Consider the following 16,920-nt stretch of genomic DNA (forward strand, 5'->3'; position numbering starts at 1 on the left):
GCCGGTTCTGCTGGCGGACAGCATCACTTACCAATCGTTCGAATGCAGCGCCGACAACGTAACCGTGCCGGCTTTAAAGCAACCGCGCTCGAGATTAACCCTGCGCCTGCTTGAAGACGGAAGGGTCGAGCTGGTATCTTTGGAGCAGCTTGTAAAATTCGGTACGATTGCGCTTGGCCAAACGTGCCGCCTGGGTGACATTGCCTCCGGTAATCTTCAGTACACGTACCAGATAGTCCCTTTCGAAGCTCTTGCGGGCGTCTTCAAAGGACACCAAGTGCTCTTCTTCATGATGCATCGCGTCATACACCAGCACAGGCGAAATAAGAGGAGCTGTGCTTAACGCAACGCATCGCTCGATCACGTTCATCAGTTGCCTCACGTTTCCCGGCCACGATGCGCTTACCAACATCTCCATCGCCTCGGGAGCGAACCCGTTAATATTTTTGTTGTACTTGTCCGAAAACATGCTGAGGAAATAATTAGTCAGCAGGGGGATGTCCTCGCGCCGTTGTGACAATGCCGGAATAGTCAACGCAACGACGTCCAACCGGTAATAGAGATCTTCCCGGAAGGTTCCAGCGGCAATTTCAGACTTGAGGTCGCGGTGCGTCGCTGAAATTATTCGCACATCCACCGTCATCGCTTGGGTGGACCCAACCGGGCGCACTTGCCTTTCCTGTAGAACTCGCAATAACTTGACCTGGAGCAAAAGCGGCATATCGCCGATTTCATCGAGAAAGACCGTCCCTCCCTCGGCCAACTGGAACAATCCCTTGTGGTCCCGCACGGCGCCTGTAAACGCACCTTTGACGTGCCCGAATAGTTCGGATTCCAGTAATTGTTCCGGAATGGCCGCGCAATTTATAGCCACGAAAGGATGATGACAGCGCTTGGAAGCATCATGTATAGCATGTGCGAACAATTCCTTACCGACGCCGCTTTCGCCATAGATCAGCACGCTTGCATCTCCTTCCGCGACTAATCCGGCTTTGGTCAGCAGGTCCTCCATCACGGCGCTCTGAGTAATGATACTTTTGCGCCATGACGCTTGGGAAATTTCTTTTTGCGGACCGCCTCCCGGGATAAGCCTCAGAGCCTGGCTAATGTTGGCTAGCAGAGTCTTGCTGTCAAAAGGTTTGGCCAGATAGCCAAATACACCGCGCTGAACCGCTGCGACCGCGTCCGGAATCGTGCCATGCGCGGTCAATATGATCACCGGCAACGTTGGCAAGGTACGATGGATGTGGTCGAATAACTGCATGCCATCCATCCCACTCATTTGCATGTCGCTGATGACCAGTTGCGGGCGCGAAACGTCCAGGTAATTGAGTGCTGCCTCCGCGCTTTGGACAGCGTCTGTTTTATATCCGGCGGCATTTAGCCGGATCACCAGTAGTTCAAGTAAATCCGTATCGTCATCAACAATGAGAATTTTTGGCTTCGTATCAGGCATGTTTCGAGCGCTTTTTCAAGGTTCTCTGAGAATGAGGTTTTTTTCCATGCTTTTTATGGCCTCAATTTGACTTTGCAAGGTCTCAACGCGTTTTTGTTCGTCTTTCAGTTTTTGGGACAATTCTTCCATTCCGTGGTTTAAACGTTGTTGTTCCACAAGCAGGCTTGCTAACAGATTTCTGAAGCTTTGCAAACTTGTGGAGGTTTTCGTATCCCGTGGCCACTCGTTGAGAAGATTGACCGCCGAATTTAAATCGCGAACGGAGCTATTAGGCAAGATAAGAAGCAATACCAATCTGGCACGGTTTACCTCGCTTTTGTTCTGGGCAAAATTCTGTTTTACCTTGTCGTGGATACGACCCAGATCTGACGCGGGCAGTTTTCGCAGAGAATCATAATACTGCATCATATCATCCATCTGGCCTGCCACTGCCACATCAGCCGACACCGGGGGGACCGCAGCTGTAGCCAGGTTCTCCGGCGTTATGGAATTTTCCGGCGTGACGGAACTTTGCCGTGGTGCCGAGCAGGCGGTCAATAATGCCGACAGCATACAGACCACGCTGCAAAGCATTACGAACTTCCGGCTGACCCTACTCATGACCTTCATCCGGATCCCGAAGCGGCAAGGTGAGCCGAAAATGGGCACCTACCGCGATTCGCGGCACAAGTTCGATATTACCGCCATGCGCAAGCGCATATTCGCGGGCAATGGAAAGCCCCAGTCCTGTCCCCCTCACGTGGCTGTCAAGCACGCGCCGCCCCTGATAAAAGGGCTCAAATATTTTCTCGCGATCCGCTTCATCCACGCCCGCCCCAGCGTCCACAATATCCAGCTGAGCCAGTTCGGCTGTTTTACTCGTCCAAATGCGAATGCAACCACCCGGCGGGGAAAATTTCACCGCGTTCGACAATAGATTGTCCAAGATAATTTTGATTTTCTGTTCGTCGCAGTCGATCATGATTTCCGGGCAAGATAATTCCATTCTCAACCCCTTGCTCATGATAATGAGATTCTGGTCTTGCAGCACCGCATCTAGAACTTTGGTGAGATTCGCCTTCTGCTTCACTAGCGCGGCCTTCTCTGCCTGGAGCGCGCTGTAGTTCAGCAAGTCTTCGATACGACGCTGAAGCTGGACGCTGTTGCTGTGGAGTATACGCGCGATGCGCTGCTGTTCTTCGGTCAATTCCCCGACTACTCCTTCCGCCAGCAGATCGGCGCCCTCGCGCATGGCGGTAAGCGGCGTTTTGAGTTCGTGGGAAACATGTTGCAAAAATCGGGTTTTCTGCTCCTCAAGCTTTAACAACCGCCGCCGCATCCAGTCCAGGCGCTCGCCGAAATAAACCAGATCCTGGGGCCCGCCCACGCGGATAACCTTGGACAGTTCCCCCTGGCCCATGTTGCGAATAGCTTCATCAATTTGCCGGATGGGGCGCGCGATTCGTACGGAAAAAGCAAATGCCAGCAGAATTGCAAATGGAATTAGCGCCAGCAGCTGCCACCCAACGGTAAAACGGGCGTACCCTGCCATGTCCTGCATTTCGTCGACCTCGCGCTCGATCAACGCGTAGCCCACCGTGGCAAAGGTTCGTGCAGAATCTCGCAGAAGTACAAAGCTGTCGATTAGATTGCGCAATTGTTCGGGCGACTGTTTCAAAGCGGAGACTTTTTGGAAAATCGAAGCTTCGGATGATTGCAGTTGTGTTAATAATTGCTCCTGCTCCGCATGCAAGGAAAGTTCGAAAAGGCTCGCCGCCGTGCTTTCGAACTTGTTGTGCGCTCTGAAATAACCTTCCAGCAGCGATGTGTCGCCCAGGATATGCGTTTGCCGCACCGCACGTTCCATTGTGGCTATTTCGTCCGCCAGCGCTCGACTGCTGTGGGCGATTTGTGCGGCTTGATAAACCGCCTTGCGGCTGTGGTCAGCAAGCCGGTCAATGGAAAGCGCGTTGTTGATGAGGGCAATGATAAGCGGAAGACCTACAAGCGCAAAACCAAGCAGGATCAATTTAAGAAAAGATTGAGGATGACGGCGCATGCGCAACATGGACCCCGTGCCGGATCCGGACTCCTGCCTTGCGGCTTCTGCGCGAGCGGTCATTTATCTCCTCCAGCAGCTCTCCGACGTGAGAAGACGTAGTCTCCTAGCGGACCTATCCTATGAATGCGATACCTAATGCGTGCCCTAACCATACGATTCATGCGATGCAAAAACCGAGGGGCTACCAAAATAAATGCAAATTGGGCTGGAAGCGCAGACTTTGGGCCCCTTCCTTCAGTCCGATGTTCGATGGCATATCGCGATCCGATTGTCTTACTTTCTGCTTGCCGCAGGGGCGATGTAGGGTTTGCAATAATGCTTGGAAGGAAATTCCTTGTTTCGACGCGAGTTCATAACCACATCCCCACCATTTCGAACACACTCCATGATTGACTTATCCAGACTTGCATAATGCGCGTCTGGCTCCGTGTTTGCCGATACCGGCGGCACTTTCTCTTTTATTTTCAAGCAGGTGTCCGGTTCCCCGGGAACCGGCGGCGCATCTTTCGTGGGAGGCAACGGACATAGCTTGCATGGATTTCCCGGGCACAGGCAACCGCTGCACTCCGCTTTCACGACTGTTGCCGATGCCCCCAGCAAAATGGCCACAACAAGCTGACTGAGTAGCCACAACCGGGTGGATAACATGATCTTCATTGATGCTCCTCTGCTGATCTTACCGTTTTCCCATTTTATTCAATGTTGGGACAACTTCGAAGCTTTACCACGCTTGCCCGCCCTCTAATGCAGGCAAGCAAGCGAGAGTCCGACGCGCATGGGAGAACGATGCGGTATAACCGTCCTCGCGCTCGTCGGCCCCATGGCTTACATTTACAGTAATCTTTTCACCTTCTCAGGGGGGCGGCACAGCACGGCCTCATCGCCCCGCACGACAATGGGTCGTTGAATCAAATCCGGGTTCTCCACCATGATCTTTATCAACTCGTCATCCGACAACCCTCCTTCGCCAAGCTTAAGACCGCGCGCCAGCGGTTCATCCCGCCGTAATACATCCCGTGCCGGAACACCCAGTTTGTCGATCAGCTCACGCAGGCGCTCCACGGTTAAAGGTTCTTCATAATAATTGACGGCATCGAACTCCGCACCACTTTCCCTCAGAAGCGCAAGCGTTTCCCTGCATTTACTGCATGTAGGCTTTTGGTAAACGACCATTCTGTCATTCATTCGATTTCCTCCTACAGTCAAAATCATAGTCTGACACAACCACAAAGTCCCCTAAAAATAAACAGGACGCCGCTCACGGCGATTTTGCGGAATGAAGTTCGCTACTCTCGCGCTTTTCATTATTTGGGACAACCTTCTCCAGCACATAGCGGGTCATGCTCAGGGCAAGCTCGTGCTCGCCAAGAAATACCTCTCCGCCGCTTTCCTTGCGCAGTAAGGCCGCCTCCTCTTCGTTATGAGTGCGAACAATAATCTCGACCGGCGGGTTAAGTATACGTGCGATTTCAATCATACGCCGCGCACGAAGCGTATCTGGGACGGCTATCACCAGCATGGCGGCCCGCGCTATATGGGCTTGTATAAGTACCGCGGGCTCTGCGGCATCGCCCGCGACGGCGTGGATTCCGCTCCTGCGCAACCCCTCTACTATTTCCCGGTTTTGCTCCGCCACAACAAGCGGCGTCCCTTTTTTTGCCAGCGCTTCGCCTATATAACGACCGACACGGCCATAGCCCACAAGCACTACGTGGCTGGTCACGTAACTCGAGGCGACGGTGGTAGGCAGTTCAGCCAGAGGATCGTCCGATCGTTCCAGCAGACGGGCCAGCTTGGAGCGCGCACGTATCCAGGCTTGGGCTGGCTCAATTATTTTGAATACCAATGGGTTAAGCGTGATGGAAATGAACGCGCCCGCCAGGATAAGACTCTGCGCCTCAACTGGCAAGAGCCCGAGCGAGACGCCAAGCGCAGCCAGGATAAACGAAAACTCCCCAATTTGCGCAAGACTGGCTGATACCGTGAGCGCTGTATTCAGCGGATAGCGGAAAACGAGCACGATAAGAAAGGCCGCCAGTGATTTTCCAACGATAATGATTCCAAGCGTTGCCAGCACTCGAAGCGGCTGATCTATTAGAACGTTTGGGTCAAACAGCATTCCTACCGAAACAAAAAACAATACTGAAAATGCGTCCCGCAATGGTAGGGACTCCTGAGCAGCCCTGTGGCTCAAATCGGACTCCCGCATAACCATCCCTGCGAAAAAAGCACCGAGTGCGAAGGAGACACCGAAAAGCATAGCGGATCCATAGGCGATTCCTATTGCTACCGCGATAATGCTCAGGATGAAGAGTTCCTGGGAATTCGTGCTGGCAACGTACCAGAGCAACTTTGGAAAAACACGTTTCCCGACAATAAGCATCAGCGCAACAAAGACAGATACCTTCCCAAAGGTAATCAGAAGTGTTGTCAAGAGATTGGGATCGGATTGAACAGGCGGCGTTGAACTGCCTGGATCCACTCCCATCCATCCGGCAAGTGGCGGCAGTAACACCAGAACGAGCACCATGGCCAAATCCTCGACAATCAGCCAGCCAACCGCAATCGACCCATTCACGGACTTAAGCAGCCCACGTTGTTCAAGCGCTCGCAGCAAAACAACGGTGCTCGCGGTGGAAAGCGCAACCCCATATACAATTCCGACCACCAGATTCCATCCCCACGATATAGCAACGATCGCGCCGAAGGCGGTGGCTACCGCAATCTGGACCAGCGCACCCGGCAGGGCAATTCGGCGGACAGCCAAAAGGTCGTCCAGTGAAAAATGTAAACCTACGCCAAACATCAGCAGAATCACCCCGATCTCCGCCAATTGCCCCGACAACTCCATGTCCGCTACGAAGCCCGGCGTGTTGGAACCGAGAATGACACCCGCGGTGAGGTAGCCGAGCAGCACGGGGAGTTTCAGCCGATGAGCGATGAGGCCCATCAGCAAGGCTAGGCCGAAGCTGACGGCAATCGTAGTGATCAGAGTAACGCTATGAGGCATTTGTCCAAGGAAAGGTTGGGGACTATGAAACCCGGGCACGCGTGATGGCGGCGCTGGAATTAAAAGCGTATAAAAGATGTAAAGGCGGCGTCGCGACCTCGTTTAATTCACGCCCCCGGTTCCGGGCTGTCAACTCCCCGCCGCAAAATGCGGGATGCACGCGGCAAATAGGGTCCGCGCATACAGGGGGATCATTCCTCCGTATCTCGCCCCGTCGATTTATCGACCCAAGGCAGACGGGCAAAATAACGCAGCATGGGGGCGAGGGGAAGATTCCAGCGGGGGGGTGATAAATAACACGTGTCCGCACTCACCGTGCATTTGTCAAAGCATCCGCGCCGTACCTGCTTAGGACGCCTCGGGCCCCTCCGGGTGTGTTCCCGGCTCTAAGCGCTCTGGATGCAGTTAGACATTCTGTAATGCTTCCAGCGGCTCGATATATTTCATGCCAAATTCCTGCGCGACAGCCGCATAAGTGACACAACCGCGATATGTATTCAGTCCATATTGCAAGGCTGGATATTTCCGTACCGCATCCAGGCCTTCATCCGCGAGGAGGAGTGTGTAAACAGCGGTCTGCGCGTTAAGGGCGAAGGTGCTTGTACGCGGTACCGCGGCGGGCATATTAGCCACGCAATAATGAACAACGCCGTCGACCTCATAGGTGGGGTTCGAATGAGTGGTGGGCCGCGTGGTTTCCACGCAGCCGCCCTGGTCAACCGCCACGTCGACAATTACCGCGCCCCTGCGCATATTTGGCAGCATCGCAGCTGTGATCAACCATGGTGCGCGTCCGCCGGGAATTAAAACCGCGCCGATGACGAGGTCGGCATTGTAAACCACCTCTTCAATGTTATAGTCATCGTTTATCCGCGTCCGCAATTGCCCCCGGTAAATGTCATCCAGATATTTCAGGCGGTCATGGTTTATATCCAGCACCGTCACCTGCGCGCCGCAACCGACCGCCACCCGGGCAGCGTTTGTGCCCACGATTCCGGCTCCAAGAATGGCGACATTGGCCGCAGCGACACCTGGAACCCCGCCCATCAATACGCCGCGGCCGCCATAAGTCTTTTGGAGGTAATTGGCTCCAATTTGAGTCGCCATGCGCCCAGCCACTTCGCTCATGGGAGTCAACAGCGGCAGTTTGCCCAAATCCGTTTGAACCGTTTCGTAGGCAATGGCGCTGACATCGCTTTTCAAAAGAGCGTCGGTTAAAAGCCTGTCGGAGGCCAGATGAAGATAAGTAAAAAGGATCATATCGCGATGGAGGTAGCGATATTCGGCGGCTATCGGCTCCTTGACCTTGACCACCATTTCCGCGGCCCAGGCATCTTCGGCATCTGGAACGATGCTGGCTCCGGCAGATCGATATTCCTCATCCGCCAAAAAACTGCCTTCCCCCGCCCCGCTCTGTACCAGCACGCGGTGGCCATGTCGTGTTAAAGCTTTGACAGTGCTCGGCGTCATCCCAACCCGATTTTCGTGATCTTTGGTTTCCTTGGGCAATCCAATCAGCATGTATTTATTTCTGACGCTCGATAAGCAGAGCAGAACCTTTCATCAAGAAGATTATCATTGATACCGGAACAAATGGGGCGGCAACGATTATTCGATCCGGAGATGTTCCGGGATACCGTCTGGTACGCTGGTAATTGTTCTGCCTGCAAGTATACAACCCCATCTGGAAACGCTGGAAAATAATACCAGTGCTAGCCATATTTGCCGGAACAGAAGTTTTAAAGAACGAGCTGAGTGATAACAAACCCCGGTCTGTCAGGCCGCCACCTCAGGCCAGATCTAAACGACCGCAATCGTGCCGCTGCCGTTTGTGTTGCTGATGAAAAGATACTTTGAAGCCTCAACCATGTCTCCTTTTAGAGACATGGTGATATCATACAAAACAATATGATAGAACAATCTTCCTAAAGACTGTCTTCTAATGGAGACGTTAATATTACGAAAGTGGTGCCCAACTTCTACCTGAGGCAACGCACCACAATATATCTCTTTAAGCTGAACAGTGCCCATTTTTCTCTCGCGGATCATGTCGTCAATAGACGACAAACACTCAGCAAAAACAATTTTTTAAGAATAAGCGGCACAGGTTGAGCACGCGTTCCGCGCCGCTCTTCTAGCGTGGCACGTTTGTTGCTGAAGTGATGTTGCTAATTGCTAGCAGTTCCTACATAAAAAGATTGTCTCGGCAGAAAGTGGATTGGATAGGAGCCGAAGACAGTGCGAACCTGGACAAGAGGGAAAAAAAATCACAATAAGCTTTCACTCATACAGGAGCAATTATTATGGCTAATATTAAAGGCACGGAGAGATCAGATACCATCACGCCCCAGTTTGTTTCTGCAGGCGTTGTCGGCGGGCCGCCAACTGGCGGGGCCGACTGGATCTCAGGACTAGGCGGCGGCGACAGAATAGACGGGGGTGCGGGTAATGACATTATCAATGGCGGTGATGGTTCCGACACGCTGCGTGGGAGCCATGGTAACGACAGCATCACCGGCGACGCGGGAAACGACGAGTTATGGGGCGGCAACGGGGATGACAGGATAGCCGGCGGCAGCGGCAACGATCGCGCATCGGGCGATGAGGGAAGCGATCTTCTGTGGGGCGACGCGGGAAACGACGAGTTATGGGGCGGCAACGGGGATGACAGGATAGCCGGCGGCAGCGGCAACGATCGCGCGTCGGGCGATAAGGGAAGCGACCTTCTGTGGGGCGACGCGGGAAACGATACGCTGAGCGGGGGTGATGGTCGCGACACTCTATACGGGGGTCAAGGCGACGACCAGCTCAATGGCAACGACGGCAACGACAGCCTCGGCGGCGACGATGGAAACGACGCCCTATCGGGCGGGAGTGGCGACGATAGATTGTGGGGGGGCGCGGGGGACGACAGGCTGTGGGGCGATAGAGGAAATGATGTTCTGTCCGGGGACAACGGAAACGACCGGTTGTGGGGCGGAGATGGCAACGACTCGCTGTATGGCGGCAATGGCGATGACAGGCTATCGGGTGACGATGGTAACGATGAACTGGCGGGTGGCGCCGGCAATGATGTGCTATCGGGCGGAAGCGGCAATGACGCGCTATCCGGAGGTGACGGTACAGATATTCTTACCGGTGGATCCGGAACCGATACGCTAACCGGAGGGAGCAGCCGCGATACATTCGACTTCAACTTTACTACCGAGAGTCTTTCGGGGCTTGGCATTCGGGATATTATTACCGACTTTAACGGGACCGGGCCTTCCGGAGATCAAATTGACCTGAAGGGAATAGACGCGAACCGGACCACTTTTGGCAATAATGACTTTACCTGGAAGGGAAACGCAGGCCCGACGGGCGCCGCAGGCGAGCTCTGGTATGTGGATGAAGGCGGGAATCGTCTCATCCGGGGCGATGTGGACGGAGGCGGAAAAGCTGATTTCGAGATCCAGTTGGTGGGTCATCCGGATCTTAACGTCAGCGCCCTGCCCGATTCCGACATCATCCTTTAAGCACCAGGCAAAAAAAACGGCATCCCTTCATTCAACAAGGATGCCGTTTTTTCATCTGCGAAGATGAGGCCGAAGTAATCTCTTGGCCGACGAGGATCGACTGGCTTATAAGGCCTTGACCATATTCTCCACAACTTTCTTTGCGTCGCCAAATACCATGATGGTCTTATCCATAAGAACAGGTTGTTGTCGAGGCCGGCATACCCCGCGGCCATGCTGCGTTTGACCACCATTACCGTGCGCGCTTTGTAGGCATCCAGGATAGGCATGCCGTAAATCGGACTTCCCGGAACGTTCGCTGCCGGGTTTACCACGTCGTTGGCGCCCAGGACCAACACGACGTCGGTATTGGAAAAATCGCTGTTGATTTCATCCATTTCCAGCACTTGCTCGTACGGTATCTCTGCTTCAGCAAGCAGAACATTCATGTGTCCGGGCATGCGCCCGGCGACTGGGTGGATTGCAAAACGCGCATTGACGCCTTTGGCATGCAGCTTTTCCGCCAGTTCCTTGACTGAATGCTGTGCCCGTGCCACGGCCAAGCCGTAACCTGGCACTATAATCACGCTGTCGGCGTTACCCATTAAGAATGCTGCATCATCGGCGCTGCCGCTGCGATAGTTTTTCTGCGTCTGATCGCTTGCTGCAACGGTACCGCCCTCGCTGCCGAACCCTCCGAGTATTACCGAAAGGAAGGGTCGATTCATTGCCTTGCACATGATGTAGGACAGGATCGCCCCGGAACTGCCTACCAGCGAGCCGGCGATGATCAGCATGGGGTTGCCGAGAGAGAAGCCGATACCTGCCGCCGCCCAGCCGGAATATGAATTAAGCATCGAAATGACCACCGGCATATCCGCGCCGCCGATTGGAATGATAATAAGGAAACCAAGAACAAAAGCGATTGCGGTCATGGCCGCAAACGCTGTCCAGTTGGTGGTCTCGCTAAAGAAGAACCACAGGCCAAATCCCAGCATGACGATTGCGAGTGTCAAGTTAACCATATGCTGGCCGCCGAAGGTGATCGGCGCGCCACTCATGCGACCGGACAATTTCAGGAAAGCGATGACCGAGCCCGACCAGGTCATGGCGCCGATGAATGTGCCGAGAAACAATTCCAGTTTGCTTCCCATCGGCAATGTCGCGGGAAGACCGAAAGAAGCCGGGTTATTGACTGCGGCGATTGCAATGAAAACCGCCGCTAACCCCACCAGCGAATGCATGAACGCAACCAGTTCCGGCATCGCGGTCATTTGTACGCGCCGCGCCACCACCGCACCGATAGTCCCGCCCACGCCGATACAGACGAGAATCAACGCCCAGTTTTTCGTGATGGTAAGCGTGGTGACGACAGCGATGGCCATTCCGACCATGCCGAACAAATTGCCGCGGCGTGCGGTCAGAGGTGAGCTCAGGCCCTTGAGGGCCAGAATAAAGAAAACCGATGCGATGAGATACGCAAGTGCGACCGTATTTGCCGACATTGACTAGCTTCCTTTTTTATCTTTTTTTCTAAACATTTCGAGCATCCGCTGAGTAACAAGAAATCCCCCGAATACGTTAATCGCAGCCAGGGTTACCGCTACCGCACCCAGCCACACACCCCAATCGGTTTCCGCCGGACCCGCCGCGAGCATGGCGCCCACCAGGATAATGCCTGAAATAGCGTTGGTTACCGACATAAGGGGGGTGTGCAACGCCGGCGTTACATTCCATACAACGTGATAGCCGACGAAAACCGCCAGCACGAACACGGTTAGATTAATAATGGTTGGGTCAACTTCACCAATCATGGTTACTCCTTCTATGCATTAACTGTACCGTAAATTTCCTGTTAAGCTCGGCCGAGGCTGCAGCCCGCTTTCGCTGGTTGAAGTTGGCTTAAACCTTCAAGTTTTCCGAATAACTTCTCCGCCAGTGCAGACCAGTGTTCCAGCAATAATCTCGTCTTCCCGGTTCATGACAAACTCGCCATTTTTTGGGTCCAGCATCAGGTTAAGAAAGTTCATCAAATTACGAGCATACAAGGCGCTGGCATCCGCCGCCACCAGGCCCGGCAGGTTGGATATGCCGACCAGATGCACCCCGTGCTTTACCACAATCTTGTCCATTTCCGATAGCGGACAATTGCCGCCGGCCTCTACCGCCATGTCAACGATAACCGAACCCGGTTTCATGGCGCGGACCGTCTCTTCCTTGATCAGGACGGGTGCCGGGCGACCGGGAATCAGCGCAGTGCTGATGATAATATCGGCGGCCGAGGCTCGCTGATGTACCAGTTCCCCCTGGCGCCGCTTATAATCGTCGGACATTTCCCGCGCGTAACCGCCAGCTGTTTCCGCCTGCGCTTTTTCCTCATCGCTCAGCGGAACCTCGACGAACTTGGCGCCAAGGCTTTCGACCTGTTCTTTTGCGGCCGGGCGCACGTCGAATGCTTCGATTACAGCGCCCAGACGCTTTGCCGTGGCAATCGCCTGCAACCCTGCCACTCCGGCACCCAGAATCAGCACCCGCGCGGCTTTCACCGTTCCTGCCGCGGTCATCAGCATGGGGAAAAATTTCTGATAGACGTTCGCCGCCATCAGTACCGCCTTGTAGCCAGCGATATTCGCCTGCGAGGATAGTACGTCCATGCTCTGGGCGCGGGAAATACGCGGAAGTCTTTCCATCGCGAACGCGGTGAGGCCGTGTCGGGCGAGACTTTCAATACCCTCCGCCTGATGCGGCGAAAGCAGACCCAATAAAACCGCATCCTTGCGGATCATCTCCAGTTCACCAGGTTCCGGACCGCGCACTTTCAGCAAAATTTGGGATTGCCCATAAAGTTCTGCCGCGCTGCCTACGATGTTTGCGCCAGCAGCCTGGAATGCTTCATCCGGTATGCTTGCTCCGGCGCCCGCGCCGGACTGTACCAGAACAGTATGCAGATCTTTGGCGGTATATTTTTTTACCGTCTCCGGCGTCGCCGCAACGCGGGTTTCCCCTCCGCGGGTCTCAACGGGTATACCTATGTGCATCGATCCTCTCCCTTATCTGTCCCGCCTACGCCACTTATTTTTAACAAACGCGGAAACCTGCTTAACATCATCACTGTTACTCCCTCATCCATCAAGAAGGTCGGATTATAAATGAACCTGAAGCTGATGAATGCGGCGATTTCTAACAGAACCGCCCCTCATTGCGATTTCACGCGACCTGGTTTTTCTCCAGACAATGACTGATCCAGCGGGTCGTCAGCTTCTCCTGCACGCTGTTCTGGCGTAAACGCGACGCCAAGCCACCAAAGTCCACCTGGTCGAGCGGTTGATCCTGGTTGAAGCAGGAAAAGACGTACGTCACCTCTCCCGTTTCCGGATCCTTGTGGGGCTGAAGGCACTGTGCGCAGATTTCCTTCATCATGCATTGCATGGGCGAATTGATGGACCCAATGGCAAAATGATCTGTTTTCAAGTAAGGCCGAAGCTTGTTGTGGCGTGCGGCACCCACTGCCGCCATCATCCGGTCGGAGCCGATCGCGACGATACGATCGGCGTCTGCCAAGGGAATTTTCTGGGGCCCCAACGCGCCACTTCCATAAGCGGCCATCGCCGCGACGATGTTGCCCACATAACTGAGATCACCCGGCCGGGAAGGCTCAAACCCGGGCGCCTCGTCGCAGCACCAGACTACCACGTCGGCAGCTGCCTCGATTTCCGCTACTTTATAACGGTCGATCAGTTTCTTGTACCCGGCAAAGTACAGGATTTTCGATCCCGCCGCCCGTGCCGCAGCCCCAATTGAAAATAACACGGCATTTCCAAGTCCTCCACCCACCAGGATGACGGTCTCGTCCGGCAGGATCTCGGTGGGCGTTCCGGTAGGTCCCATTAATACCACCGGGTCGCCAGGGTTGAGCTTCGCGCACAAATCGGCTGAGCCTCCCATTTCCAGCGCGATCAACGACACCAACCCCCGCCCTACGTCAACCGAGGCGCCGGTCAGGGCGATCCCCTCCATTGCCAGCTTGGTATCGCCCGCGGAGGCGGCGAGCGTTGCAAAATTCTGGAAACGATAGAACTGGCCGGGATGAAAACGCTCCACCGCCATCGGGGCATGAACGACCACTTCGATGATGTTGGGTGTAAGACGCTCGATCTTATGCACCGTGGCTCGCAGCTGTCCGTTCATTTCAGCAAAGAACAACCATGCCGGCTTCGAGGATGCCGGGGCAACACGTTCGAGCACCCGGCTTACCACCGGATAGCCTTGCTTGGCGCTGGACATGGCCTTTACCACATTGCCAGAATAGGAAGGATGCAGGTCTCCGAAAAAACTGATGAACCGACCATCGTCATACCGGCTCAGCAGTACACCGGGATTTTCCGGCTTGGGATTTGCGCGCGGCGGGTTGACCGGGTCCCCATTTTCATCGCACGCATTAAAATAGCGGCCGTTGAGCTTGAAATTTTTCTCGTCTTCCCTCGCGAGCACGGTGTTAGGTTGCGTCCCCGCAGCCACGAGAACCGCACGGGCTGGCAAAATCGCGTGTCCGGTCGGTTGCCACGATCCTGTTTCATCCAGCGTCTGCACCGCGAACTGCACAGACTTCGCATGCTGCCATTGATCAGTTTCTACCCGCACCGGCGTGAGGCCTTCCGCGAACCATATCCCCTCCTCGAGCGCTTTCTCGACCTCTTCGTGGTTGAGCGTATAGGAGGGACTGTCGATAAGCCGCTTGCGGTAAGCGATTGTGGCGCCTCCCCAGGATTGCAGCAGCTCCAGAATACGTGGCGTGCGCCCCTCCAGTTCCGCCGCCCTGCGCTCCGCGCGAATGGCACGGGCATGATCGAGAAATTCCTCAGCGATTTCGCGCTCTTCCTCATCCCATGCCGAACGGATCGCTGCTTCCCCCTGCACCGCAGTGAGAATTTCGTAACGCCGCAGGAATTTGTCTACCTGCACCGGATAGTAGGCAAGCGCTTCGGTGGCGGTATCAATCGCGGTCAGACCTCCGCCGATTACCACCACAGGCAGACGCAACTGCATGTTGGCGACTGAATTGGTCTGAGCCGCGCCTGTCAACTGCAACCCCATCAGAAAATCCGAGGCAGCCCGGACACCGCGCGCGAGACCGTTGGGCAGATCGAGGACTGTGGGGCGTCCCGCGCCTGCGGCCAGCGCGACATGGTCGAAACCCATCGCGAACGCGTCATCGGCGGTGAGTGTTCCGCCAAAGCGAACACCGCCGAAAAGCGCAAACTCTTCTCTTCGCTCGAGAAGCAGGCGGATCAGCTTTAGGAAATTTTTGTTCCAGCGCACCGTAATGCCATATTCGGCGACACCCCCAAAACCGCCCGGCATGCGCTCATCCAGGTTTTCGGCAAGCTCGTCCGCGTTCCGGATGGCGCGGAATGGAACACGCCCGCCTTCCCGATTCACCCCGCAGATTTCCGGCGACAACGGCTCAATCTTGAGGCCATCGATACCCACCACCGCGTGGCCATCGTTCATCAAGTGATGCGCCAGGGTATACCCAGCGGGGCCCATTCCCACTACCAGTACTTTCCTACCGGTAGGCGCCTTGGGCAGAGGTCGTCGTAAATTGAGCGGATTCCATCGGGTGATAAGGCTATAAATTTCAAAACCCCAAGGCAGCTCCAACACATCCTTGAGGGTACGTGTCTCAGCCTGAGGAATATCGACCGGTTCCTGTTTCTGGTATATGCAGGACTTCATGCAATCGTTGCAAATCCGATGGCCGGTGCCCGCGCACATGGGATTGTCGATGACGATCATGGCCAGGCCGCCGATGGCGACACCTTGGGTCTTCAGCTTATGAAATTCGGAAATGCGCTCTTCCAGCGGACACCCGGTCAGCAGGACGCCGAGCTGGCTTCTTTTAAAGGATGAGGCCTCCCCGGGTGTTTTTGGTTTCTCCTTCATGCCCTTGGAGCATGAATCTTTTCCCTGCTCATGGCACCAGATGCAGTAATTGGCTTCATCCAGCGCGCCTACGAGATCCGTGCCCGGATCAGTAAGGGCGAATCCCTCCCGCCGTCGTATATGATGAAGACTGTGAACGGTATAGCCGGCGCTGCTGTCGGTGTCGGTCGACAAAAGATGCAGGAAATCGAGTTTTGCCGGCGCCTTGAACAATACACCATCCCGATTCCGCTCCCGGCCGGCGGACGTTTTCAATGCCCAGGCAGCGTATAGCAGGGCGTCCTTCAGCCGTTCTTCGTTTCCCGCTTCATCCAACAGCCATTCCGTTACCTTGCGCGCGAACGCCAGCTCTGAAAAAGGCGCATCCAATTCAGCGGCCAGCTTTTGTTCCAGCGCAACCCCATCCATTTGTGCAACCTCTGCCTCGCTTACCTTGTTCATCGCCCGGCGTTGAACGAACAATCTTTTGCAGGTATAAAGCGGGGCGAGCTGATGATGTCGTTCGGCAAGGGCGGCTACTTCTTTCTCAATACCAAACAGCCTGGCGATGAAATCGTCCATCCATGGTCCGATCTCAATCAGCAGCGCAGCTTCCTCCTTGCGATCCAGACTATCGGGATGGGCGCGAGCGTGGTCCAGGCGAATGCGCAGCCCTTCTTCTCCTTCGCCCATAAACTGAAGAAATGCCTGATCGAGTTTAACGAGCCCTTCGCGACGGTAAAGATCCGCAAAAGCCATTCCGAATCCAAGCGCGGGGAAAGCCCCATCGGTTGCCGACGACGGGTTGGAAGCCAGTTCTGAACTTGTCATGATAAAGTCATTAAAAGTGAAGGTAAAAAAAATGAAAAGCGTATCCAGATAAATTTTGGATCGTTATTATCCTTAAAGTTTTATAACCCTTTTCAATTTGTGCTTTTCACGGCCGTAAATACAAAAGCGGAAAGGCTTTTTCCGCCTTGTCCGCCTTTTCAGCCTC

General features: G+C 54.7%; 12 protein-coding genes and 1 pseudogene. 1 reads left to right on the forward strand and 12 read right to left on the reverse strand.

Annotated elements, in window-relative coordinates; translation table 11 throughout:
* Positions 1 to 94 precede the first annotated feature (94 nt).
* From BM022_RS04040 to BM022_RS04075, 8 genes are all read right to left on the reverse strand, one after another.
* On the reverse strand, positions 95 to 1,456 hold the full coding sequence (locus tag BM022_RS04040; RefSeq protein ID WP_091137086.1) for a sigma 54-interacting transcriptional regulator: 1,362 nt from the start codon (positions 1,454 to 1,456) through the stop codon (positions 95 to 97).
* A gap of 15 nt (positions 1,457 to 1,471) precedes the next feature.
* Positions 1,472 to 2,056, reverse strand: coding sequence for a dihydrolipoamide acyltransferase (locus BM022_RS04045; protein ID WP_177191620.1), 585 nt, complete (start codon positions 2,054 to 2,056; stop codon positions 1,472 to 1,474).
* Positions 2,049 to 3,557 carry a sensor histidine kinase gene (locus BM022_RS04050; RefSeq protein ID WP_091137088.1) on the reverse strand — a complete coding sequence of 503 codons (1,509 nt, stop codon included), beginning with the start codon at positions 3,555 to 3,557 and terminating at the stop codon, positions 2,049 to 2,051. The genes BM022_RS04045 and BM022_RS04050 overlap by 8 nt, the downstream gene beginning before the upstream one ends.
* Positions 3,558 to 3,770: 213 nt before the next feature.
* Entirely contained in the window at positions 3,771 to 4,154 is a 384-nt protein-coding gene (locus tag BM022_RS04055) for a hypothetical protein (RefSeq protein ID WP_091137089.1), read from the reverse strand.
* Between the two features lie 174 nt (positions 4,155 to 4,328).
* Positions 4,329 to 4,682 carry an arsenate reductase (glutaredoxin) gene (gene arsC / locus BM022_RS04060; RefSeq protein WP_091137091.1) on the reverse strand — a complete coding sequence of 118 codons (354 nt, stop codon included), beginning with the start codon at positions 4,680 to 4,682 and terminating at the stop codon, positions 4,329 to 4,331.
* A gap of 73 nt (positions 4,683 to 4,755) precedes the next feature.
* Positions 4,756 to 6,507: a cation:proton antiporter domain-containing protein gene (gene ybaL, locus BM022_RS04065; RefSeq protein ID WP_091137092.1), complete on the reverse strand. Its 1,752-nt coding sequence runs from the start codon at positions 6,505 to 6,507 to the stop codon at positions 4,756 to 4,758.
* Positions 6,508 to 6,912: 405 nt separating this feature from the next.
* Positions 6,913 to 8,028, reverse strand: a complete 1,116-nt coding sequence (gene ald, locus BM022_RS04070; protein ID WP_091137094.1) for an alanine dehydrogenase — start codon at positions 8,026 to 8,028, stop codon at positions 6,913 to 6,915.
* A gap of 279 nt (positions 8,029 to 8,307) precedes the next feature.
* The gene (locus BM022_RS04075) at positions 8,308 to 8,538 is read right to left on the reverse strand and encodes a hypothetical protein (RefSeq protein ID WP_091137096.1); all 231 of its coding nucleotides are present in this window, start codon (positions 8,536 to 8,538) and stop codon (positions 8,308 to 8,310) included.
* 272 nt (positions 8,539 to 8,810) lie between these two features.
* Here BM022_RS04075 and BM022_RS04080 point away from each other — a divergent pair, with 272 nt between their 5' ends.
* Positions 8,811 to 10,022, forward strand: coding sequence for a calcium-binding protein (locus BM022_RS04080; RefSeq protein ID WP_091137097.1), 1,212 nt, complete (start codon positions 8,811 to 8,813; stop codon positions 10,020 to 10,022).
* A gap of 105 nt (positions 10,023 to 10,127) precedes the next feature.
* On the opposite strand, the pseudogene BM022_RS04085 reads toward BM022_RS04080, so the two are convergent.
* The 4 genes and pseudogenes from BM022_RS04085 to BM022_RS04100 all read right to left on the reverse strand — a co-directional run bounded on the left by BM022_RS04085 (position 10,128) and on the right by BM022_RS04100 (position 16,754).
* Positions 10,128 to 11,506: pseudogene (locus BM022_RS04085) on the reverse strand (NAD(P)(+) transhydrogenase (Re/Si-specific) subunit beta).
* A gap of 3 nt (positions 11,507 to 11,509) precedes the next feature.
* Positions 11,510 to 11,815: an NAD(P) transhydrogenase subunit alpha part 2 gene (locus BM022_RS04090; RefSeq protein ID WP_025041967.1), complete on the reverse strand. Its 306-nt coding sequence runs from the start codon at positions 11,813 to 11,815 to the stop codon at positions 11,510 to 11,512.
* Between the two features lie 96 nt (positions 11,816 to 11,911).
* Entirely contained in the window at positions 11,912 to 13,039 is a 1,128-nt protein-coding gene (locus tag BM022_RS04095; protein ID WP_091137099.1) for a Re/Si-specific NAD(P)(+) transhydrogenase subunit alpha, read from the reverse strand.
* A 169-nt stretch (positions 13,040 to 13,208) separates the two neighbouring features.
* Entirely contained in the window at positions 13,209 to 16,754 is a 3,546-nt protein-coding gene (locus tag BM022_RS04100) for an FAD-dependent oxidoreductase (protein WP_091137100.1), read from the reverse strand.
* Positions 16,755 to 16,920 lie beyond the last annotated feature (166 nt).

The sequence above is a fragment of the Nitrosospira sp. Nsp14 genome (assembly GCF_900113575.1).
Classification (GTDB): domain Bacteria; phylum Pseudomonadota; class Gammaproteobacteria; order Burkholderiales; family Nitrosomonadaceae; genus Nitrosospira.